The sequence below is a fragment of the Rhizobium sp. Root1203 genome (assembly GCF_001424945.1).
Classification (GTDB): domain Bacteria; phylum Pseudomonadota; class Alphaproteobacteria; order Rhizobiales; family Rhizobiaceae; genus Rhizobium.
Genome location: NZ_LMCW01000006.1, coordinates 1 through 20,002 on the forward strand (window position 1 = coordinate 1; position 20,002 = coordinate 20,002).

Annotated in this window: 17 protein-coding genes and 1 tRNA gene; 7 read left to right on the plus strand and 11 right to left on the minus strand. The window is 57.5% G+C overall.

The window, feature by feature from the left end:
- Positions 1-45: 45 nt before the first annotated feature.
- The 4 genes from ASC97_RS35050 to ASC97_RS36180 form a co-directional block, all read right to left on the minus strand.
- The gene (locus ASC97_RS35050) at positions 46-351 is read right to left on the minus strand and encodes a hypothetical protein (RefSeq protein ID WP_057467562.1); all 306 of its coding nucleotides are present in this window, start codon (positions 349-351) and stop codon (positions 46-48) included.
- Entirely contained in the window at positions 351-1,916 is a 1,566-nt protein-coding gene (tnpC, locus tag ASC97_RS06610) for an IS66 family transposase (RefSeq protein ID WP_057467684.1), read from the minus strand. Before tnpC ends, ASC97_RS35050 begins: the two co-directional genes overlap by 1 nt.
- A 73-nt stretch (positions 1,917-1,989) precedes the next feature.
- Positions 1,990-2,337, minus strand: a complete 348-nt coding sequence (gene tnpB, locus ASC97_RS06615; protein ID WP_057467563.1) for an IS66 family insertion sequence element accessory protein TnpB — start codon at positions 2,335-2,337, stop codon at positions 1,990-1,992.
- Positions 2,334-2,624: a transposase gene (locus ASC97_RS36180; protein WP_443216731.1), complete on the minus strand. Its 291-nt coding sequence runs from the start codon at positions 2,622-2,624 to the stop codon at positions 2,334-2,336. Before ASC97_RS36180 ends, tnpB begins: the two co-directional genes overlap by 4 nt.
- Here ASC97_RS36180 and ASC97_RS35055 point away from each other — a divergent pair.
- The coding region (locus ASC97_RS35055; RefSeq protein ID WP_244481402.1) for a hypothetical protein at positions 2,571-2,801 on the plus strand (231 nt) is incomplete at its 3' end. The genes ASC97_RS36180 and ASC97_RS35055 overlap by 54 nt on opposite strands.
- Before the next feature lie 655 nt (positions 2,802-3,456).
- Here the strand turns inward: ASC97_RS35055 and ASC97_RS06630 are convergent.
- Positions 3,457-4,749 (minus strand): DUF6538 domain-containing protein, encoded by a 1,293-nt coding sequence (locus ASC97_RS06630; protein WP_057467566.1) that lies wholly within the window; start codon positions 4,747-4,749, stop codon positions 3,457-3,459.
- Positions 4,750-5,087: 338 nt separating this feature from the next.
- Between ASC97_RS06630 and hsdR the strand changes: the two genes are divergently transcribed.
- The 4 genes from hsdR (at position 5,088) to ASC97_RS32585 (ending at position 12,756) form a co-directional block, all read left to right on the plus strand.
- Positions 5,088-7,532 (plus strand): EcoAI/FtnUII family type I restriction enzme subunit R, encoded by a 2,445-nt coding sequence (hsdR, locus tag ASC97_RS06635; RefSeq protein ID WP_057467567.1) that lies wholly within the window; start codon positions 5,088-5,090, stop codon positions 7,530-7,532.
- A gap of 588 nt (positions 7,533-8,120) precedes the next feature.
- Complete coding sequence (locus ASC97_RS06645; RefSeq protein WP_057467569.1) at positions 8,121-9,575, plus strand: type I restriction-modification system subunit M; 1,455 nt, start codon at positions 8,121-8,123, stop codon at positions 9,573-9,575.
- Positions 9,572-11,269 (plus strand): restriction endonuclease subunit S, encoded by a 1,698-nt coding sequence (locus ASC97_RS34430; RefSeq protein WP_057467570.1) that lies wholly within the window; start codon positions 9,572-9,574, stop codon positions 11,267-11,269. The genes ASC97_RS06645 and ASC97_RS34430 overlap by 4 nt, the downstream gene beginning before the upstream one ends.
- The gene (locus tag ASC97_RS32585; protein WP_082529893.1) at positions 11,266-12,756 is read left to right on the plus strand and encodes a hypothetical protein; all 1,491 of its coding nucleotides are present in this window, start codon (positions 11,266-11,268) and stop codon (positions 12,754-12,756) included. Before ASC97_RS34430 ends, ASC97_RS32585 begins: the two co-directional genes overlap by 4 nt.
- A 146-nt stretch (positions 12,757-12,902) precedes the next feature.
- Here the strand turns inward: ASC97_RS32585 and ASC97_RS06660 are convergent.
- The 4 genes from ASC97_RS06660 to xylF form a co-directional block, all read right to left on the minus strand.
- Positions 12,903-12,979: transfer RNA gene (locus ASC97_RS06660), tRNA-Arg, on the minus strand.
- A gap of 131 nt (positions 12,980-13,110) precedes the next feature.
- A complete protein-coding gene (locus tag ASC97_RS06665; RefSeq protein WP_057467571.1) occupies positions 13,111-13,911 on the minus strand; it encodes an ATP-binding cassette domain-containing protein in 801 nt (266 codons plus the stop codon).
- A 14-nt stretch (positions 13,912-13,925) separates the two neighbouring features.
- Complete coding sequence (locus tag ASC97_RS06670) at positions 13,926-15,239, minus strand: sugar ABC transporter permease (RefSeq protein ID WP_057467572.1); 1,314 nt, start codon at positions 15,237-15,239, stop codon at positions 13,926-13,928.
- A 264-nt stretch (positions 15,240-15,503) separates the two neighbouring features.
- Positions 15,504-16,544 (minus strand): D-xylose ABC transporter substrate-binding protein, encoded by a 1,041-nt coding sequence (gene xylF / locus ASC97_RS06675; protein ID WP_057467573.1) that lies wholly within the window; start codon positions 16,542-16,544, stop codon positions 15,504-15,506.
- A gap of 226 nt (positions 16,545-16,770) precedes the next feature.
- Here xylF and ASC97_RS06680 point away from each other — a divergent pair, with 226 nt between their 5' ends.
- Positions 16,771-18,000: an ROK family transcriptional regulator gene (locus ASC97_RS06680; RefSeq protein ID WP_057467574.1), complete on the plus strand. Its 1,230-nt coding sequence runs from the start codon at positions 16,771-16,773 to the stop codon at positions 17,998-18,000.
- Positions 18,001-18,067: 67 nt separating this feature from the next.
- On the opposite strand, the gene iolG is transcribed toward ASC97_RS06680, so the two are convergent.
- A complete protein-coding gene (gene iolG / locus ASC97_RS06685; protein WP_057467575.1) occupies positions 18,068-19,060 on the minus strand; it encodes an inositol 2-dehydrogenase in 993 nt (330 codons plus the stop codon).
- 153 nt (positions 19,061-19,213) lie between these two features.
- Here iolG and ASC97_RS06690 point away from each other — a divergent pair, with 153 nt between their 5' ends.
- Entirely contained in the window at positions 19,214-19,468 is a 255-nt protein-coding gene (locus ASC97_RS06690) for a hypothetical protein (protein ID WP_057467576.1), read from the plus strand.
- On the opposite strand, the gene ASC97_RS06695 is transcribed toward ASC97_RS06690, so the two are convergent.
- Positions 19,469-19,945 carry a hypothetical protein gene (locus tag ASC97_RS06695; protein WP_057467577.1) on the minus strand — a complete coding sequence of 159 codons (477 nt, stop codon included), beginning with the start codon at positions 19,943-19,945 and terminating at the stop codon, positions 19,469-19,471.
- Positions 19,946-20,002 lie beyond the last annotated feature (57 nt).

The following is a 20,002-nucleotide window of genomic DNA, read 5'->3' on the forward strand; positions in this document are numbered from 1 at the left end:
GTGAGCGTCCGGCGAAGGCATTTTCGTTTGGTGGAGAGGCCGATATTATAGGCCGCGTTTCATCTCGTCTGCCATAACGCGTTCGACCACATCCGGATCGCATTGTTCATCGACGAGGAACTGGCGGATTCCACCATCCCATGTCCGTATGTCGGCGAGGAGATTTTGGAGCTCGTCCACGCCGTTCTCGGTCAGGCCCTTTGTACCGTATTCGCTGCCGTCGCGGACATAAAGCAATTCGCCCTCGCTGATATTGTCCGAGTTGGCGGTCACCTCTTCGATCAACTCGAGGTTCTCGCCGATCATCCCAGCGACCTCTTTAAGCGTATAGATGATCCTTGAGCGTGCCATCACGCAGCCTCGTATCGGTCTTTCGCGGGCGCCCACCGCCACGGGAGCAGTTCCTCAAGTCGATCCTTCGGATGGCTCTGGATCCTGGTCAGGACGTCTGCCAGATAGGCCTCTGGATTGTGGCCATGGAGTTTAGCGGTCTCGATGATGGTCAGGATATTGGCGATCCGCTCACCGCCCTTGTCTGACCCGGCAAAGAGCCAATTTTTTCTTCCAATTCCGAGTGGCCTCATGGCGCGCTCAGCTATGTTGTTATCGATTTCGACACGGCCATCGTCAATGTAGACGCTCAATGCTGCCCATCGCGAGAGAGCGTATCGCATCGCTTCGGCCAGCTTCTGTTTCTGCGGCAGCGTCGAAAGCGTCGTTTCAATCCAGACCTTGAGGTCCGCCAGAATGGGTCTGGCGTGTTGCTGGCGCAGTGTTCGCCGCTCGTCAGCCGACATGCCGCGGATACGATCCTCGATATCGTAGAGTGCGCCGATGCGCGACAGAGCCTCGTCGGCGGTCGGAGATGGCTTGAGCTTGATCACATCATGGAACTTGCGGCGCACATGCGCCATGCAGGCAGCTTCGATGATCTGGTTGCCGTAAAGCTTGCTATAGCCAGCATAACCATCCGCATGCATTACGCCGCTGAAGGAAGCGAGGTGTTCAGCCGGATGCACGCCCTTACGATCGGGGCTGTAGTAGTAAGCAATGGCTCCGGGAGTGGGATCTTGATAGCCACGCCCATCGAAGACATAGACCCAGACCCGCCCGGTTTTTGTCTTTCCGCGTCCTGGGTCGAGGACATCGACGGGGGTATCGTCTGTGTGTATTCGATCGACGGCCGCGATATGGGCTCTGATCAGCAGGATGAGCGGGGCCAGCAGGACTGATACGCGACCGACCCAGTCCGCCATGACGGAGCGGGAGATGTCTACCCCCAGTCGGTCGTACATCTCGGACAAACGGTAGAGTGGGATATGATCGTCAAATTTGGCGACCATGATGTGTGCGAGCAGTCCTGGTCCAGGTTTGCCTCGCTCGATCGGCAAGGTCGGCATCTCACCCGATACCGTTGTATCGCAGTCCTTACAGACCATGCGCTTCTCGATATGCCGGACGATCTTCACAGAAGCCGGCACATGCTCCATCACCTGAACCACCTTGTCGGCCGCCTTCAGGAAGGACATGCCACCACAAGTCGGACAACTGCAGGGCGCTGTGTACACCCGCTCTTCAGTTGGAAGGCCATCCGGCAGAGATCTGCGTTTCGGCTTGTCGGGGGCATCATCCAGATCTGGCAGCAGGCCTTTTCCGGAACGAGCATCAGCCTCGGCGCGAGAGGCTTCGATCTCCTCGAGCATCAGTTCGAATTGCTCAATCTTCCGATCGATCTTTTCCGAGGATGCGCCGTGCTGCCGATGTCGGAGCAGTTCCAGCTGCGCGCGCAGAAGACCGATGATCGAGTCGCGTTTGTTGACTTCGGCTTCTTGCGCGTTGAGTTTCGCCGCCTGTTCAGCGACGAGCGCGCGCAATGCCAATAGCTCGTCCTGACTGTCCAGCGGCGGTGCTTTCATGCCAAAAAACATAGCCGATTTGCCGCGAAAGCACTAGCGTTTTTGCCCCGGATGTCCCTGTAAAATATAGCTTTTAACCCGTGCGGCCAGGGGCGGAAGTCCACGCTGGTCGGCGCCAGTCAATCCCTTCAACAAGCATCGACAACTGAGCCTGCGTCAGATGCGCAACACCATCTTTCGCCGTCGGCCAAGGAAAGTATCCGCGCTCGAGAATCTTGTAGAATAGGCAGAACCCTTGGCCATCCCACCATAGAAGCTTGATCCGGTCGGCGCGCTTTCCACGGAACCCGAAGATCGCTCCGGAACCCGGCGCTTCCTTGATCACTACCTCGACCATAGCAGACAGACCATCGATACCGCGCCGCATATCGGTCACCCCACAAGCCAAGTAGACCCGCACATTTCCTGTCGGCCCGATCATGCAGCCTCAACACACGCGATCAACGATGACAGCGTCTTGCGTTCAATGTCCGCCGGAACTTTCAGACTGCGACCATTTCGTAGCTGGATCTTGATAAGCACTGGCGCCCCGCCGGCCGCCGCCATCTGCCCGAGGCTTATTTCATTGACCAGGTGGACCGGGAGGAACGATGCTGACACATCGAAGTGGCTAAGCGTTTTCCGCCATAAACGGATCTGCGCAGGATAAATGTCATGGCGACGAGCGACATCACCAATCCGAACGCCCGGTTGATCGGCTTCAGCCAATATCGCCAGCTTCGCTTCCTTCGACCACCGTCGCCTACGCTCAACGCCGGAAAAAATCTCCATGCGAGCCATGCCAACCTCTCAGACCTGGAATTAATCCCAGCACTAATGCTGGTTCTAATGCCAGAACATCGCTCAACTGGCTCGTTCAGCAAAATCCGTTCGCCGGACGCTCACNCTCTCAGACCTGGAATTAATCCCAGCACTAATGCTGGTTCTAATGCCAGAACATCGCTCAACTGGCTCGTTCAGCAAAATCCGTTCGCCGGACGCTCACTTTAGAAGGCTAGCGCGAATGAAATCAAATTTTGTGAAGATATTGGAAAGGCTTGCTTTCGGTCCCGCCTCGACGGTGAACTGTAAGGTAGATCTCCGGAGAAAATCTTGAACCTCAAGGGAGGAAAAACCTCCTTCCTGATAGTATTCCATAATCCGCTTAAGCAAAAATTCCGGCGAGAAATTTGAATCAAATATAATGCTGTCGTGCAATGTAAGTAACGATATCCTTCCATTTTAGTCGTTAATTCTTTTTTGAGGCGAGTCTCTGTGTCGCGGCGTCGGCAACTTCGCGACGAACCTCGGGATAGGTTCCGCGATATTCATATTCAAAGTCCGAGCAATTGTATCTCCTCTGTCAAAGCTTGTTTGTATCTTTGATAAAATATCGCAGCGTCATAATATTCATCCGATCGGAGCCGTGAGATCAGTACATTTAGTACGGAAAAATACATTTCTCGCTTTTTGGGAAGTCTAATAAGATCATAATAGTTTGAAGGCATGATAAGTTCCTCGAGGGAACTCTGTTAGAATGGCTTTCTACAGGTTCGCTGTTTCAGGGGGTCAGATTCAATGCGCGGGCGAGCTCATCTCTCTTGACGGTGAGGGTATATCCTTTTCCATATCTTGCGCTCATCCCGCGTTCGGTGTGGCCCATGATTGAGTCTTGAATGCTGTCGGCGACCATGGCATCTCGCATGAGGTCCTTTATCCGGTGTCGAAAGCTGTAAAATGTCTTGTTTGTGGCTCGCTTTATCAATTTGTTAGCGGCTGCACTTGCCGCTTCGCCGCCATTGTCGCGCTTGTATCGCGGAAAGCCCTCGGGGAAGCGGGCCATCCAGGTTAAAGCATCACATAACAGTGGTACGTCACGATGCCGTGCTCCGCCACTTTTCACTTTTGTGCGATTTACGTTTGGTCGAATGCGGATGTGAGGAACAGGGTCTGCTAGGCAGATGTCCTCCTTCTCCATCAGAACTAGTTCCTTCGGAGTTGCGCCTGTATGCATTGCGATCTGGATGATTGCCTTTATCTCATCGTTTGCGTCAGACGAGTTCAAAACCTGGCGAATTGCCTCTATCTCATCCTCAGAAAATGGCGGTCGTTTACTTGGCTCAAGTTCCGCGATCTTCACCCCCACGAAGGGGTTGCTGAGGTTGGGATGGTGAACCTCGAAAACTCGTGAAAGAATTGACCTAAGCCTCATAATCTTGCGGTTGGCCGTCTCCGGTTTTATGATACCAGAGGTCACCTGCGCTATAAGGCGGTCGCGATAACGATAGGCTTCTTTTTTTGTTAAAGTCAGCACGTCGTGAACTGGCATGAACATCATGAAATCAGCGACGGCTTCTTCAATAGGGCGGACTTTTTTGTCGCGTTCCCGAGTGGAATACGACATCCATCTGTCCTTTGAAAGATCGCTATAGATCTCAAAAGCAGCAGCGAACGTGAGAGTCTGCTTCGCAATCCCGGCAACAGCGGCGATCTCGTACTTTGACGGGTTCGCCAACTTTACGAGTGCCTCTAGGCCTGGGAGCAGCTCTTCAAACAGAGCCCGAGGATCAATGGGCTTCACCGAAAAATCGATCGGCCGATAGGCAAAATCCAGGCGTGAAGCGACTGCCGTGAGCTTTTCAAAGGCCGGGGATAAGTTCAGCTCATTGTCGCCCTCGAGGAGGGCTTCAAATTTCCGGTTGTGCTCGGCGCGGTGGATCAGGGCAATTTCAAGAGACTGCGTGCCTAATGAAACAACGTACGCCCCGGTGGAATAACGCTCTCTGACTGGCGCTGGGAAAACCCGCCTGTAATAGTATGTTCCGTTTCTGACAAATAAGTACTTTACGTTCATCCTTCTCATCTCGGTTTATCGGAGTTTTGTTCTATCAAATGTCTCGATCCGAGTCAACATAGTTGTCAAAAAATCTTTATAAAACAATTGTTTAATCTAATTCTTATAATCGAAAAAAATCCGAGCCTGTTTATGGAAATTGGAGGCACGCGCTGAATGTCCTCTTGCACAGGATCTGACGTTTCACCGCGCCGCTTAAGGTGAGTCTCGTGATCTCCCTACCTTTTTCCGGAAGAATGGCGCCCATTGTAAGCTTCACTTGTAGCGATTTCAAAAATCCCTAAGGTTGCGGCGTTACATCGGAAGAACATCTGGTTGGGGCGGCGAGAGATACTGGAATGGACATGCGCTCTTTGACGGAACGCGATATCTGCACGAAGTTCATCCTGCCGGCCGTCAAGCAGGCCGGCTGGGATATGATGCTGCAGGTCCGCGAAGAGGTCTTCTTCACCAAGGGACGCATTAGCGTACGTGGCAGGCTGGTTGCTCGCGGCAATGCCAAGAAGGCGGACGTCGTCCTCTACTACAAGCCCAATATCCCGATTGCGCTCATCGAGGCGAAGGACAACAGCCATGCCGTGGGCGATGGCCTGCAGCAGGGGCTGGACTACGCCGAAACGCTGGCAATCCCTTTTGTCTTTGCCTCGAATGGCGATGGCTTCGTGTTTCATGATCGCACCGGCCTGCGGGACGTGAAAGAGGAAAGTCTCCGGCTCGACCAGTTCCCGTCGCCAGACGAGCTTTGGCGGCTCTACAGCCGATGGAAGGGCCTGGATACCTCTGGAAAGGTTTTGGTGCTACAGGACTATTATGATGACGGCAGTGGCAAGGCTCCGCGCTATTATCAGGTCAATGCCGTCAACACTGCCATCGAAGCCATCGCAAAGGGGCAGGATCGCGTCCTGCTGGTCATGGCAACCGGGACCGGCAAGACTTACACGGCATTCCAGATCATCTGGCGTCTCTGGAAGGCCGGGCGCAAGAAACGCATTCTGTTCTTGGCGGATCGCAACGTGCTCATCGACCAGACCATGGTAAATGACTTTCGCCCCTTCGGCGGTGCGATGGCAAAGCTGTCGAGCAAGTCGAAGACGATCGAGCGTTCGGATGGAACTGAAGTAGATGTGCCGCTGGCGCTGGACCGAAAGCGCCGCATCGACACCTCTTTTGAAATCTATCTCGGCCTCTATCAGGCCATCACCGGTCCAGAGGAACGGCAAAAACTGTTTCGGGAATTCTCGCGTGATTTCTTCGATCTGATCGTCATCGACGAGTGCCACCGCGGCAGTGCTGCGGAAGATTCCGCCTGGCGTGAAATCCTCGAATATTTTTCCTCGGCCAGCCAGATTGGTTTGACGGCGACGCCGAAGGAGACGGAATATGTGTCCAATACCGCCTATTTCGGCGAGCCAGTGTTCACCTATTCCCTCAAACAGGGCATTAGCGACGGCTTTCTCGCGCCTTACAAGGTGATCAAGGTTCATATCGACCGCGATGTCGAAGGGTATCGGCCGGAAAATGGCCAGCTTGACCGTGACGGCGAGGAAGTCGATGACCGCATCTACAATGCCAAGGATTTCGACCGAACCCTGGTGCTGGACGACCGAACCAAGCTGGTTTCTGCCAAGGTGACCGAATTCCTGAAGGAGAGCGGCGACCGATACCAGAAGACGATTGTCTTCTGCGTCGACGAGGAACATGCCGCCCGCATGCGCCAGGCTCTCATCAACAACAACAAGGACCTCTGCGACGAGAACGCCCGTTATGTCATGCGCATCACCGGCAGCGATGCGCTCGGCCAAGCGCAGATCGGCAATTTCATTGATCCGGAATCGCGATACCCCGTAATAGTCACGACATCGCGTCTGCTGTCCACCGGCGTCGATGCCCAGACCTGCCGCCTCATCGTGCTGGATCGCGCCGTAGGCTCGATGACCGAGTTCAAACAGATCGTCGGCCGCGGCACGCGCGTCCATGAGGATACGCAGAAATTTTACTTCACCCTCATGGATTTCCGCGGCGCGACCAACCATTTCGCCGATCCCGAATTCGATGGCGATCCGGTACAGATTTACGTGGCGGGCGAGGATGATCCCATCACCCCGCCGGAGGTGGAGCCTCCCGGCGTCGAAGGCAACGGCCAGGACGGTTACACCACCGAGCGACCGACCACCGGTGGCGAGGACGTGACGTTTCCGGGCGGCGGTGGTGAACGCCAGAAAAAGGTCTATGTCGACGGCATCAGCGCGCGTGTGGTGGCCGAGCGTGTCGAATACCTTGATGCCAATGGCAAGCTCGTCACCGAAAGCCTGCGCGACTTCACCAAGGCGGTGCTGCTTCGGCATTTCGCCAGTCTCGACGACTTCCTGAAGCGCTGGAAATCGGAAGAGCGCAAGGACGCGCTGGTGAAGGAATTGGCGGCCGAGGGCCTTCCGCTGGGTATGGTTGCCAAGGAACTCGGCATCGACCTCGATCCCTTCGATCTCGTCTGCCATATCGCCTTTGATCGAAAGCCGCTGACGAGGCAAGAGCGCGCCGACAATGTGAAGAAGCGCGACGTCTTTGCCCGCTACGAGGGTAAGGCCCGCGCCGTGCTGGACGTCTTGCTGTCCAAGTATGCCGATGAGGGCGTCTTGAATCTCGACGATACAAATGTGCTACGCATCCCTCCAGCAAACACACTTGGCACGCCTGTTGAGCTTGTGCGGGCCTTTGGCGGCAAGACGGCCTTCGAGCAAGCAGTGCGAGACGTACAAATCGAACTCTATCCCGAGCTCGCTTGAACATGCCGGTCCTTGAACATCATAGCGGGCTCGTGGTCTACCGAGTGAGCCTCGACCCTCGGGAGGTCTCCCACCTCTTGCAAGAACACAGATTGAGGTACCCGGGGTGTTGCGATCTTGAAGGGCAAGCTAGGCAACTGAAGGAAAAAAACTTTCAACCTGATGCCTGCCTACACTTCGTTGAGCAGGTCTATCGCTGGTCAAAATCAGTTCGAAACTTGTCGCAGGTTCTCAATGCGGGGCCTGACGAAATCGCGTCAAGACTGAGAGCGGCAATGAAGCAAATCGATGCAGGGGAAGAGACGAAAGCTGTCGAAACGCTTGCAGGAATTCCTCATATAGGAATCTCTTACGCCTCGAAGATCGCTCGATTCCTCCATCCCGCCAGATGCGTCATTCTCGATAGTATAATACGGGAGCATATCGGATACCCGGACGACATTTGGGGATACGAAGCGTTCCTTCGAGACTGCAAAGATGCTGTCCACATGCTAAAAGCGTCTCCTAGCCTTAATCCTGAATGTCGGGAGCGCTTACGCGTCTGCGACGTCGAGGCCGCACTTTTCATGAATGCCAGAAAGAACAGAAATGTCAGTCCGTAACACCGTCAAATCCATCCAGGATATCATGCGCCAGGATGCCGGCGTTGATGGCGATGCCCAGCGCATCAGCCAGCTCTGCTGGATGTTTTTCCTCAAGATCATGGACGATCAGGACCAGGAACTGGAGCTGACCCACGACAATTATGTCTCGCCGATTCCGGAGAAATTCCAATGGCGCAACTGGGCGGCAGACCCGGAAGGTATCACCGGCGAGGCGCTGCTGAACTTCGTCAATAGCGAGCTGTTCCCGGCGCTGAAAACGGTGCCGGTCTCGGCGCAGCCGGGGGATCGCCGCCGTGTGGTGCGCGACCTGTTCGAGGATGCCTATAACTATATGAAGTCCGGCCAGCTGATCCGCCAAGTGGTCAACAAGATCAGCGACGTCGATTTCAACAGCCTGACGGAACGCCAGCATTTTGGCGAAATCTACGAACAGATTTTGAACGACCTGCAATCGGCCGGCAATGCAGGCGAATATTACACCCCGCGCGCTCTGACCGCCTTCATGGTGGAACGCATCGATCCGAAGCCGGGCCAAGTCCTGTTTGATCCCGCCTGCGGCACCGGCGGTTTTTTGACTTGCGCCATCCGCCACATGGAAAAGCACCATGTGCGCACGCCGGACCAGCGGGAGAAAATGCAGGCGGGCCTGCGCGCCGTGGAAAAGAAGCCGCTGCCGCATATGCTCTGCGTCACCAACATGCTGCTGCACGGCATTGAGGACCCGAGTTTCGTGCGCCACGACAACACGCTCGCCCGCCCGCTGATCTCTTGGGGCAAGGATGAGCGCGTTGATATCGTGCTGACCAACCCGCCCTTTGGCGGGCGCGAAGAAGACGGCATCGAAAACAACTTTCCGACTTTCCGCACCAAGGAAACGGCGGACCTGTTCCTTGCGCTGATCGTGCGCCTGCTGAAGGATGGCGGTCGCGCCGCCGTGGTCCTGCCGGATGGCTCGCTGTTTGGCGAAGGCATCAAGACGCGGCTGAAGGAACATCTCTTGGAGGAATGCAACCTCCACACCATCGTGCGCCTGCCCAATTCCGTCTTCAAGCCCTATGCCTCGATCGGCACGAACCTGCTGTTTTTCGAGAAGGGCACGCCGACCAAAGACATCTGGTACTGGGAACACCGCGTGCCGGAGGGCCAGAAGGCCTATTCCATGACCAAGCCGATCCGCCAGGAGCATATGCAGAATTGCGTGGACTGGTGGGGCGGCAAGGAACGCACGGGTCGCGAGGAAGGCCCGCAGGCCTGGCGCGTGACCTTGGACGAGGTGAAGGCACGCGGCTACAATCTGGACTTCAAGAACCCGCACACAGTGGTGGATGACCATGGCGACCCGGAACTGCTGCTGGAAGAGCTGACGGTTGCCGAAACCAATTCGGCCCGCCTGCGCGACCAGCTGAAGAGCATTCTGGCAGAGGCGCTTGCCCGATGAACGCGGAGCGCCTGTTGCAGCATTACGACCGGATTGCCGATGCCCCGGATGCGATTGCCCGGCTGCGGCGGTTCATTCTCGATCTGGCGGTACGAGGCAAGCTCGTGCCGCAAGACCCGGAGGATGAGCCGGCACTGGAGCTGCTGAAGCGGATAGAGAAAGACAAAAATGCAAGAACGGTTTCCGCTCGTGACAGGCGCGCTGAGAAAATCGTACCGCTCTCTCCAGAAACGGAGCGATTTACAATTGCCGACAACTGGGTATGGGCCAGGTTCGGTGATGTTACCATTTCTCGAGATGGAGAACGTATACCGGTGTCGCGGGATGAACGCGAGCAACGGGGGAAAAAATACGACTACTATGGAGCGTCTGGCGTCATAGACAAAATAGACGGCTATCTGTTCGACAAGCCCCTTCTCTTAATCGGAGAAGATGGGGCCAACCTCATCAATCGTTCGACTCCAATCGCCTTCATAGCTCGCGGAAGGTACTGGGTGAACAATCATGCGCACGTTCTTGATGGACTATCCGAAGAGCTTTTGCGGTACTTAGAGTTGTTCGTCAACGCGATCGATCTGAAGCCATACGTGACTGGCACGGCGCAGCCGAAGATGAATCAGGCAAAGATGAACGGTATTCCTGTGGCCCTCCCGCCGCTCGCCGAACAACACCGCATTGTCGCCAAGGTCGATGAACTGATGGCGTTATGCGACGAGCTGGACGCGGCGCGAACGGAGCGGGAGGCGAAGCGGGACCGGCTGGCGGCGGCAAGCCTCGCCCGCCTCAACACGCCCGACCCGGAAACCATCCGCAACGACGCCTGCTTCGCCCTGGATGCCCTGGATGCGCTCACCGCCCGGCGGGACCAGATCAAGCAGCTGCGCCAGACCATCCTCAACCTCGCCGTCCGCGGCAAGCTCGTGCCGCAGGACCCAGCGGATGAGCCGGCGGTTGAATTGTTGGATCGTATCTCCGTGGAAAGGGCCGTGCGTGCGAGAAAGGGAGCTATACCTAAGCCAAAAGCCACAAACAGAGACGTTGCTCGTTTATCGGAAGGCCTTCCGACGGGCTGGTTTCCGGTCGCCCTTGGCGACGTTTGTGATCTTGTGACGAGCGGTTCACGCGGGTGGGGCGAATACTATGCCGTTTCAGGTCCCGGATTTATAAGGGCGCAGAACATTCGTTTTGGTCGGATGCGCCTTGATGACCTGGCCTTTGTGCAGCCACCATCAAACTCTGAAGGTAGTCGCACACAAGTCTATAGGAATGACCTTCTCATCGTCATCACGGGGGCCGGGGTCACAAACCCAGCTCTACTGGAAGAAGACTTAGGGGAGGCTTATGTCAGCCAGCACGTCGGCCTTGTTCGACCCAGCGATGCCAGTCTTTCTCCGTGGTTGCTTCTGTGCCTGATGGCAGATGCGGGAGGCCGAGGTGAACTTGTGGAGTGTGCCTACGGAGCAGGAAAACCGGGACTCAACCTAGATAACATTAGGTCGCTCTCTGTACCCCTCCCACCGCTGGTCGAACAACACCTTATCGTCGCCAAGGTCGATCAACTCATGGCGCTGTGCGACCAAGTGGAAGCAAGCCTGACGAGCACCGACGAGACGCGTAAAAAACTGCTCGACGCGCTGCTGGCCGAGGCTCTTGTGCCGTTGAATGGCATTGCACTTCAGGAGGCGGCGGAATGAGTGTGCCTCTCGCGACGGCTGAGCAAATGCTCCGCGCGAGATTTGGAGCGCCTGCAAAGACGCCAACGGAGTATGTGATAGGTTTCACGACCTCCCAGGGCAGGGTTTTGGCGCTTCATCGTAAACTTGCGAAATTGTGCATCTGGTTTCAGCCACCCGCACCGCCTGATATGGGCGGTATCCGGCTGATCGCCTATGCCAAAAACGACAACCTCAACGGTCCTCTTTCTCCGCTTTCCAGTCCATCCACTCTGCGCGCCGAGGTTACCTCGGAGGGGGCGCTGAACCGCTTCATCGACTGGTATGCAGCATCTGCAGCAGCGTCGTCGCAGTCATATGGTGCTGTGAATGGATCGAAACTCACCGCTAACTTCAACGCCCTGTTCCAGCGTTTCCAGCGGCTCGTCACCGCCCGAACTAAAGGCCACGCCTTCACCAATTTCAAGGAGGGATTGGCAGCAACCTGGGAAGACTACAAGCCTAAACTTCGCGATTATGCCCTCATGCTTCTAGCTTCGGACTCGTGGTCTGAAGGAAGTATAGGCTCAGGCACAATTCTGCGTAATGTTATCGATGCGATCGAAATCCAGGATAGCCGTCGCAACCTGACCAACAACCTCGTCTTTTGGCAGAACCGGTATGGCCACGCCAACCGCAATCACCGGGTCTTCATCGAGGCGCTGACCAACCCAAAGCTTCGAAACGAAGTCGAACGGTTGCTGTATGCGCTTTACGTTGGTGGCGGAGACGAAGGCGAGGTCTTCGAGCAGCTTAGCATCATCACGAGCGGCAAGTACCCGCTGCTGGCCTATCTGTATTTCCTGAAGGACATTGACCGCTTTGCGCCAATCCAGCCGACCGGTTTTGATCGCGTGTTTCGCGAAATGGGGATCGATTTCTCCACGCTGCGTCAGTGCGGCTGGGACAACTACAGCGCCTTCTTGAACCTGCTTCAGCAGATGAGGCCGCTGATTGCGCAGGAAGCGGGCTTAGAGTCTGTTCGCCTGATAGACTCGCACTCGTTTTGTTGGATATTTTCGACGCTCATCGAGATGGAGACAGAGGGCGACTTGATGCCCGCTGCCGGTTCGAAGGATGATGGCCGGATATTGGGCGCGCTCGAGAAATCCATCGTCGCAATGAGGATGTCCGTCGAGAATACGGTCAACAATTCCAACGGCCAATTTGTTCAGCGAGTGTTGAAGAATAAGGAGCTGCGGATGACTTCACAGCAGCTCGAGGCACTGATCCGTGAGCTTCTAGTTCAGCAGGATAACCGGTGCGCGTTAACTGGCATACCTTTACAGTTTCACGGGCAGCATAATGACAATAACCTGTTGCCCTCTGTTGATCGCATTAACAGTGATGGCCACTACGAGGTTGGTAACCTTCAGATCGTGTGCCAATTCATTAATTTCTGGAAGGGTGCTGGCGACAACGAGGAGTTCAGACGGCTGCTGAACCTGACTCGAGGTATAGTGGCATAGAATTTTGGTGAAATTAATGGCGAAAGCGTGCTGACAATAACGCAGTTTATCGTGGTGAAAAGCCATAAAATGTCACAGCTATTGTCACAGTTCGCGATCCTGATTCATCTATGTGTTTGTTTATATTGGTAAAAATGTGTTGAGTTTGGCGCACCCGACAGGATTCGAACCTGTGACCTTTGGAATCGGAATCCAACACTCTATCCAGCTGAGCTACGGGTGCATGCCTGAGGCGGTATGAATCGCCTGTCCGATGGGTGGTTCTTAGCCTAGCTTTCACTCAGCATCAATGTCCAAAATTGAAAAGTCCGCCGTTCTTGCAAACGGCGGACCTATTGTTTTCGTTCGGCGTGTTCAAACCTGCATGGCGCCAGGGCCGGGGATGGCTTTGGGCGGCACCTTGCCGAGGATGATCATGCCGAGGACCTCGTCCTTGGTGACGTCTTCGGTGCGGGCATGGCCGACAACCTGGCCGTTCTTCATGACGGAGACGCGGTCGGCGAGGTCGAAGACGTCGTGGATGTCGTGGCTGATGAGGAAGATGCCGATGCCTTCCTTCTTCAGCTGCTTGATGAGTTCGCCGACCTGCGCGGTTTCCTGCGGACCAAGGGCGGCCGTCGGCTCGTCCATGATCAGGATGCGCGCGTTGAAGAGGATTGCGCGGGCGATCGCCACCGATTGCCGCTGGCCGCCGGACAGCGCCTTTACCGGCTCCTTGAAGCGGCGGAAGTTCGGGTTCAGCCGTCCCATCACTTCGCGGGCGGAGGCCTCCATGGCGACGTCGTCGAGTGTGCCCCACTTGGTCTTCAGCTCGCGGCCGAGATAGAGGTTTGCAGCCGCGTCGACGTTGTCGGCGACGGCGAGCGTCTGGTAGATCGTCTCGATGCCATACTTCTTGGCATCGCGCGGATTGCGGATCTCGGCCGGTTCGCCTTCGATCAGGATCTCGCCGCTGTCGCGCTTGTAGGCGCCGGAGAGGATCTTGATCAGCGTCGACTTGCCCGCACCGTTGTGGCCGAGAAGGGCCACGACTTCGCCGGGGTAGAGGTCGACGGAGGCGTTGTCGACAGCATGGATGCCACCGAAGGAGATCGAGATGTTCTTCAACTCGACAAGAGGCGCGTTCTTGCTTTGGGGAGTGCGTTGATCAGTCATGTCCAGGACTCCTCTTACTTGGCACGCGAGCGATAGACGGTGTCGAGCCAGACGGCAACGACGAGGACCGCGCCGACAACGACGCTTTGCAGCGGCGTGTCGACATGGGCCAGCACCATGCCGGACTGGAGTGACTGCATCACGAGCGCGCCGAGCATGGCGCCGGCAATCGTGCCGGTGCCGCCTGCAAGCGACGTGCCGCCGATGACGGCTGCAGCGATCGTATAAAGTTCGTCAAGCGTACCCTGAGAATTGGTGGCGGCGTTGAGACGTGCCGTCGAGATGGCCGCGGCGATTGCCGCCAGGATGCCCATCAGTGCGAAGATGCGAACGGTTACCCAGCGGGTCTTGATACCGGCGAGTTCGGCTGCCTCCGGATTGCCGCCGATGGCGAAGACGTAGCGGCCGAAGCGCAGGCGGGTGGCAATGAACGTCATGATGATGCCGGTTACGATCGCGATCAGGACCGGAACGGCAATACCGTAGGGGATGTCCAGGCCGGTTTCGGGCCAGGCGATGTTGTTGGCCTCGGCATACTTCTTGGCGATGTTGATCGGCCAGTAGTAGCTGTTGGCGATCCAGACCGCGCCGAGGATCAGCACGCACGACAGCGCCGAGAGGAAATACTCCGCCCAGAGCGGGCGGCGCGGGAAGCCGAAGCGCTTGCGCTGGCGGCGGGAGTTGACGATGCTGCCGATGACGAACAGGCAGGCAATGATGCCGACGATCCAGCTCCAGGTCGCGCCGATGGAGCCTTCGGCGCCGCCGCCCATGATGCGGAAGGTCTGGTTCATCGGGGCGACCGTCTGGCCGCTGGTGACCAGCCAGGTGGCCCCGCGCCAGACAAGCAGCCCGCCGAGCGTGACGATGAAGGAGGGAACGTTGAGGAAAGCGATGATCAGCCCCTGAAAGCCGCCGATCAAGGCACCGGCGAGGATGCCGATCAGGAGGGTGATGATCCAGGTGAACTGGCTGTCGAAGCCGAGAAGTCCCGGCAGGATCTTGGCCTGCGTCACGCCCATGATCATGCCGCAGAGGCCGAGCACGGAGCCGACCGACAGGTCGATGTTGCGGGTCACGATGATGAGCACCATGCCGGTCGTCATGATCGCGATGTCTGTCGTCTGGACCGACAGGTTCCAGAGATTGCGCGGCGTGAGGAAAAGACCGCCGGTGATGAAGTGAAAACCGATCCAGATGAGGACGAGCGCGCCAATCATGCCAAGAAGGCGCGTATCGATTTCGGTGGCGCGGAAGAAGCGGCTGATGGCACTGCCCTCGGCCACGCCCGGTCCGCTTGAAGTTGTGGATTTTACCATTTCGGCCATGGGTTTGCTGTTCCCCCACTGTTTGGACTTACTGCCGGCACCGTCAAACCGCTGCCCGCTTAGCGTCCTGTTCTTGTACTGACCATCGCCGTGCTTCCGGAGTTTCGGTCGCTCGGGTCCCGCGACACGATACCGGCAGGGAATCAAAGTACGCGATGGTGCGATGAGGCGGAGAAACCATCGGATGACGGTTCAAATCCGCGTCCGGCGCCGCAACGGTGTTGACCGTTGCGGCGCCGGTGATTCTTGCCTTGCGGCCAGCTGTTAGTCGCAAGCCTTGGTGCTGCCGGCCTTGACGCCCTGGCAGGCTTCGGCCTTGGAGATCCAGCCCGCGTCGATGACGACGTTCAGGTTGTCCTTGGTGATCGGAAGCGGCTTGAGGAAGACCGATTCCATGGCAACGCCCTTGGCGCCACCCTTGAAGGTCTGGACGCCTTCGACTTCGGTCATCTTCTTGCCACCGGCAAGATCGAGAGCGATTTCGGCAGCGCGCTTTCCGAGTTCGCGGCTGTCCTTCCAGACGGAAACCGTCTGCGTGCCGAGAGCGACGCGGTTCAGGGCTGCCTTGTCGGCGTCCTGACCGGAGACCGGCACGGAGCCGGCGAGACCCTGTGCGTCGAGCGCTGCGATCGCGCCGCCGGCAGTGCCATCGTTTGCGGCAACAACGGCATCAACCTTGTTGTTGTTCGCGGTCAGGAACTGTTCCATGTTGCGCTGCGCGTTTTCGGGCAGCCAGCCGTCGGTGTAGGCTTCGCCGACGTTCTTGATCTTGCCGGCGTCGATTGCGGGCTTCAGCACTTCCATCGCGCCTGCGAAGAGGAAGTCGGCGTTCGGATCGGACGACGAGCCCTTGATGAAGACGTAGTTGCCTTCAGGCTTGACGTTGAAAACGCCCTGCGCCTGCATGCGACCGACTTCCTTGTTGTCGAAGGTCAGGTAGAACGCAGCCGGGTTTTCGATCAGGCGGTCGTAGCCGACGACCGGGATACCTTCAGCGGCAGCCTTTTCGATGGCCGGGCCGATTGCGTCCGAGTCCTGCGCAAGAATGATAAGAGCGTTTGCGCCCTGCGAAATCAGGGATTCAACGTCCGTCAGCTGCTTTGCGGCAGACGACTGTGCGTCAGCGGAGATGTATTTCGCGCCCTTGGCTTCGAGTGCCTTCTTGATGGCAGCTTCGTCTGTCTTCCAGCGTTCTTCCTGGAAATTGGACCAGGAAACGCCGACGACCAGGTCTGCAGCCATGGCAGCCGTGTGCACGGTCACGAGGATGGCAGCGCCGGCCATCAGCTTCAAAATAGACTTCATAATATCCTCCCGAATGGATTGCGGCCAGCCCCAGCCAGTGGTCCTCCGACCGCCGCGGTTTGCTGCCGAGAAAGGTTTGAATTATTTTCTCGACAGTCGAGAAATTAAGTGTCAGAGATTTTTTCAACTGTCAACACTGCACTGCCGGCTTAATTTCCATCGTGGAAAGGTTGTTGGAGATAGGGTGTGAAGGAGGGCGGAATGCGAGGGGGAGAGGCAGGCATACATGCTGACCAAGTCGAGCACGGAGTTGGTCCGGCAGCGTAACAGTGTGCTGGTACTTGCCGCGCTTCGAAGGCACGGCGCGCTTGCGCATACGGAGATTTCGGATTTCACCAAGCTCTCCTCTGCCACCATTTCGGCCATCACAGCCGATCTGGAGAAGGCGCAGATCATCGAGAAATCCGAGCATCAGGCCGCGGCCGGCCGCGGGCGGCCGCGCGTGCTTTTCCGGCAGCGGCGCGATTGCGGCTACCTGATCGTCGTGATCATTTCTTCTGATGGCGTTCAATATTCGCTGGTCGACTATGCGGGAAAACTGATCGACCGGTTCAGCGAGGACCGTTCTCATGATCCTGCCGGTGCCGATCGGTTCGTCGCGTCGGTCCGGGAGGGGCTGGCGCGGCTCCTTGCCCGTTCACGGATATCGCAGGAAAAGGTGCTGCTCATATCGATCAGCAGCAAGGGGCTGGTGAATTCGACCGAACCCGTGCTTCTCTGGTCGCCGATCTTCGGCAGCGACAAGATCGATTTCGAATCGGCGTTGCGACCCGACTGGCAAGCGAAGATCATCCTGGACAACGAGACCTTGCTCGTCGCAGCCGCACTCGGCGCCCATGAAGAGAATCTGAAAGGCGCGGACTTTCGTTCGCTTGCCGCGTTGTCCCTCGGGCACAGCATCGGGCTTGGCATCGTCAAGCGGACAGCGCCGGGAGAGCGGGAAATTTCGGCGCCCAATTTCGGGCACATGCTGCACATGGCGAACGGCGGCCTTTGTCGCTGCGGCAGCAAGGGATGCATCGAGGCCTATGCGGGTTTCTACGCCATTCTCCGAATGGCCTTCGAGGTCCCGCTCGATACGATCCCGGCGAAGTTCGTGCCGATTGCCGAACTCGACAAGATTGCCGTCAAGGCGCGGCAGGGGCATCGGATGTCGGCGTTTGCCTTCCGGCAGGCGGGCATCGCGCTCGGCAACGGGCTCTCGCGCCTGCTCAGTCTGACGGAACGCATGCCGATCGCGCTTACCGGTCCGGGCACACGGTACTACGATCTCCTGCGCCAGGGGATCGAGGATGGCCTCAGCCAGTCGCATGCCGTGCGGATGGAAGGAATGCCGGAAATCCGCGTCGTCGCGGACGAGCAGATTCTCGTCTTCGAGGGGCATCTGAACAGAGCGTTGTCCGTCATCGACCAGGATATCGTGTTGTCCGGCGTACTGGGATCCGAATCCTCATAGACAAACGAGAAATGGCCGGGCAGGGCCCGGCCATCTCATGTGCGGCTTTCGGTCGGGAGAGGAGCCGTCAGCCGATCTTGATGAGCTTGCCTTCCTTGACGGATTGGAGGGCCGCATCCGCCAGCGCCAGCGCCGCAAGGCCGTCAGCGCCCGAAGGAGAAATCGCCGCGCCCTTCTCGATGGCTGCGATGAAGCTGGCGATCTCGTTGGCGTAGGCTTCGGTATAGCGCGTCATGAAGAAGTCATGCAGCGGCGGCCTGGTATAGCCTTCACCGTTGGCGACCTCGATGGAGACGGCGCGCTGGTTCTCGGCGGCGACCATTCCCTTCGAACCGTGCACCTCGATGCGCTGGTCGTAGCCATAGGTGGCGCGACGTGAGTTGGAGATGATCGCCTGCTTGCCTGATTTGGTCTGCAGGATTACCGAGACGCTATCGTAGTCGCCGGCGTCGCCGATTGCCTTGTCGACCAGGACTGCTGCCGTGGCCGTTACGGCGACCGGTTCTTCGCCGAGGAGGTAGCGGGCCATGTCGAAATCGTGGATCGTCATGTCTCGGAAAATGCCGCCGGAGCGCTTGATGTAATCAACGGGCGGGGCGCCCGGATCGCGCGATGTGATCGTCACCATCTCGACGTCGCCGATGCGTCCATCGTCGATGGCCTTGCGCACCGCCATGAAGTGCGGGTCGAAGCGGCGGTTGAAGCCGACCATCAGCTTGCCCTTGGTTTCGGCGACAACCTTGATGCAGGCCTTGACGCGGGCAACGTCGAGATCAACAGGTTTTTCGCAGAAGATCGCCTTGCCGGCGCGAGCGAAACGCTCGATCAGTTCTGCGTGGGTATCGGTGGGCGTGCAGATGACGACGGCGTCGATGTCCTTTGCGGCTTCGATTGCCTCGATGGTGCGGACTTCGCAACCGTATGCCGTTGCGATCGCATCGGCGGCCTGCGGGAAGGCGTCGGCTACCGCTACCAGCCTGGCATTGGCGTCGCTGCTCACCGCCTTGGCGTGGACCTTGCCGATGCGGCCGGCGCCGAGAAGACCAAATCTGACTGTCATGAGAACCTCCCTTGAATTCGGAATGAATTAACCGAACTGCTATAATTGTGGAATTTTCATTCCATTTTCTGTGTTCGACGTCAAGCCCGGCACCCTTTCACATTTGTGAAAAGCATCCTAAAGACATGCGACAGGTTTACACGCGGGAATGACATGCAGCTGATTGATCCAAACCATCCGGTCTACCGCCCGCTTTGGGTGCGCATTCTGATCGTCGCCGTCTGTTTCAGCTGGGCATTGATGGAAACCACCAGGGGCGATCCATTCTGGGCGGTATTGGCAGCTGGCGCGGGCGCCTACTCCATCTATATGCTGCTCTGGAGCTACAAGCCGCCGACGCCGACGCAAACGGAGCCTGAGGTAGTAGCCGAGCCGGATGAGCAGGACGTCAAAAAAGACGGGGAATGATCATCGACCGAGCCGCTTGATCGCCTCGTCGATCAGCAGATTTGCGATCGTCATGCGCTTGGCAGCGTTCTCGCGGAATAGCAGATCCACGCCGTCCGGATGGTTCATCTTTGCGAAGGCGCGGCGCTTCTCGCCAAGGCTTTGAACCGTGTCGCGCGCCGAAATGGAGAGTTCGGCGGCGACGTCCTGCGGGGCGGTGCGCGAGAGATGCTCGGGCATGACCGGCTCAGGTTCGGCCGCCGGTTCAGGCTCGGGTCCGGGGGATATCTCTTCTTCGCACGGCGCATCGGATTCCAGAAGATCGAGATAGGCCTGACCGGGTTGTGCCGACGCGACCGACACCCCCTCCATGACGTCGAAGGCGAGACCTGTCGTCAAGCCGCGGATGCGGGCGGAGACCGGGGCGTCAAGCTCGTTCTCGTCATCCGCTTTCAGACGGTCGAGCACGGACTGGAATACCGACTGGCCAAACAGCATGTGCGCTCCTTCTCCCAACGGCGCGCATTAGACGCGCGCAACATGGCGCCGAGCTTG

What these genes read in the sequence shown, in the direction of transcription:
- ASC97_RS06670 (WP_057467572.1), bottom strand. Translation starts at nt 15,239, where the DNA reads ATGGCCGAAATGGTAAAATCCACAACTTCAAGCGGACCGGGCGTGGCC.
- ASC97_RS32585 (WP_082529893.1), top strand. Translation starts at nt 11,266, where the DNA reads ATGAGTGTGCCTCTCGCGACGGCTGAGCAAATGCTCCGCGCGAGATTT.
- xylF (WP_057467573.1), bottom strand. Translation starts at nt 16,544, where the DNA reads ATGAAGTCTATTTTGAAGCTGATGGCCGGCGCTGCCATCCTCGTGACC.
- tnpC (WP_057467684.1), bottom strand. Translation starts at nt 1,916, where the DNA reads ATGAAAGCACCGCCGCTGGACAGTCAGGACGAGCTATTGGCATTGCGC.
- iolG (WP_057467575.1), bottom strand. Translation starts at nt 19,060, where the DNA reads ATGACAGTCAGATTTGGTCTTCTCGGCGCCGGCCGCATCGGCAAGGTC.
- ASC97_RS34430 (WP_057467570.1), top strand. Translation starts at nt 9,572, where the DNA reads ATGAACGCGGAGCGCCTGTTGCAGCATTACGACCGGATTGCCGATGCC.
- ASC97_RS06665 (WP_057467571.1), bottom strand. Translation starts at nt 13,911, where the DNA reads ATGACTGATCAACGCACTCCCCAAAGCAAGAACGCGCCTCTTGTCGAG.
- ASC97_RS06645 (WP_057467569.1), top strand. Translation starts at nt 8,121, where the DNA reads ATGTCAGTCCGTAACACCGTCAAATCCATCCAGGATATCATGCGCCAG.
- ASC97_RS06630 (WP_057467566.1), bottom strand. Translation starts at nt 4,749, where the DNA reads ATGAACGTAAAGTACTTATTTGTCAGAAACGGAACATACTATTACAGG.
- tnpB (WP_057467563.1), bottom strand. Translation starts at nt 2,337, where the DNA reads ATGATCGGGCCGACAGGAAATGTGCGGGTCTACTTGGCTTGTGGGGTG.
- ASC97_RS06690 (WP_057467576.1), top strand. Translation starts at nt 19,214, where the DNA reads ATGCAGCTGATTGATCCAAACCATCCGGTCTACCGCCCGCTTTGGGTG.
- ASC97_RS06695 (WP_057467577.1), bottom strand. Translation starts at nt 19,945, where the DNA reads ATGCTGTTTGGCCAGTCGGTATTCCAGTCCGTGCTCGACCGTCTGAAA.
- hsdR (WP_057467567.1), top strand. Translation starts at nt 5,088, where the DNA reads ATGGACATGCGCTCTTTGACGGAACGCGATATCTGCACGAAGTTCATC.
- ASC97_RS35050 (WP_057467562.1), bottom strand. Translation starts at nt 351, where the DNA reads ATGGCACGCTCAAGGATCATCTATACGCTTAAAGAGGTCGCTGGGATG.
- ASC97_RS06680 (WP_057467574.1), top strand. Translation starts at nt 16,771, where the DNA reads ATGCTGACCAAGTCGAGCACGGAGTTGGTCCGGCAGCGTAACAGTGTG.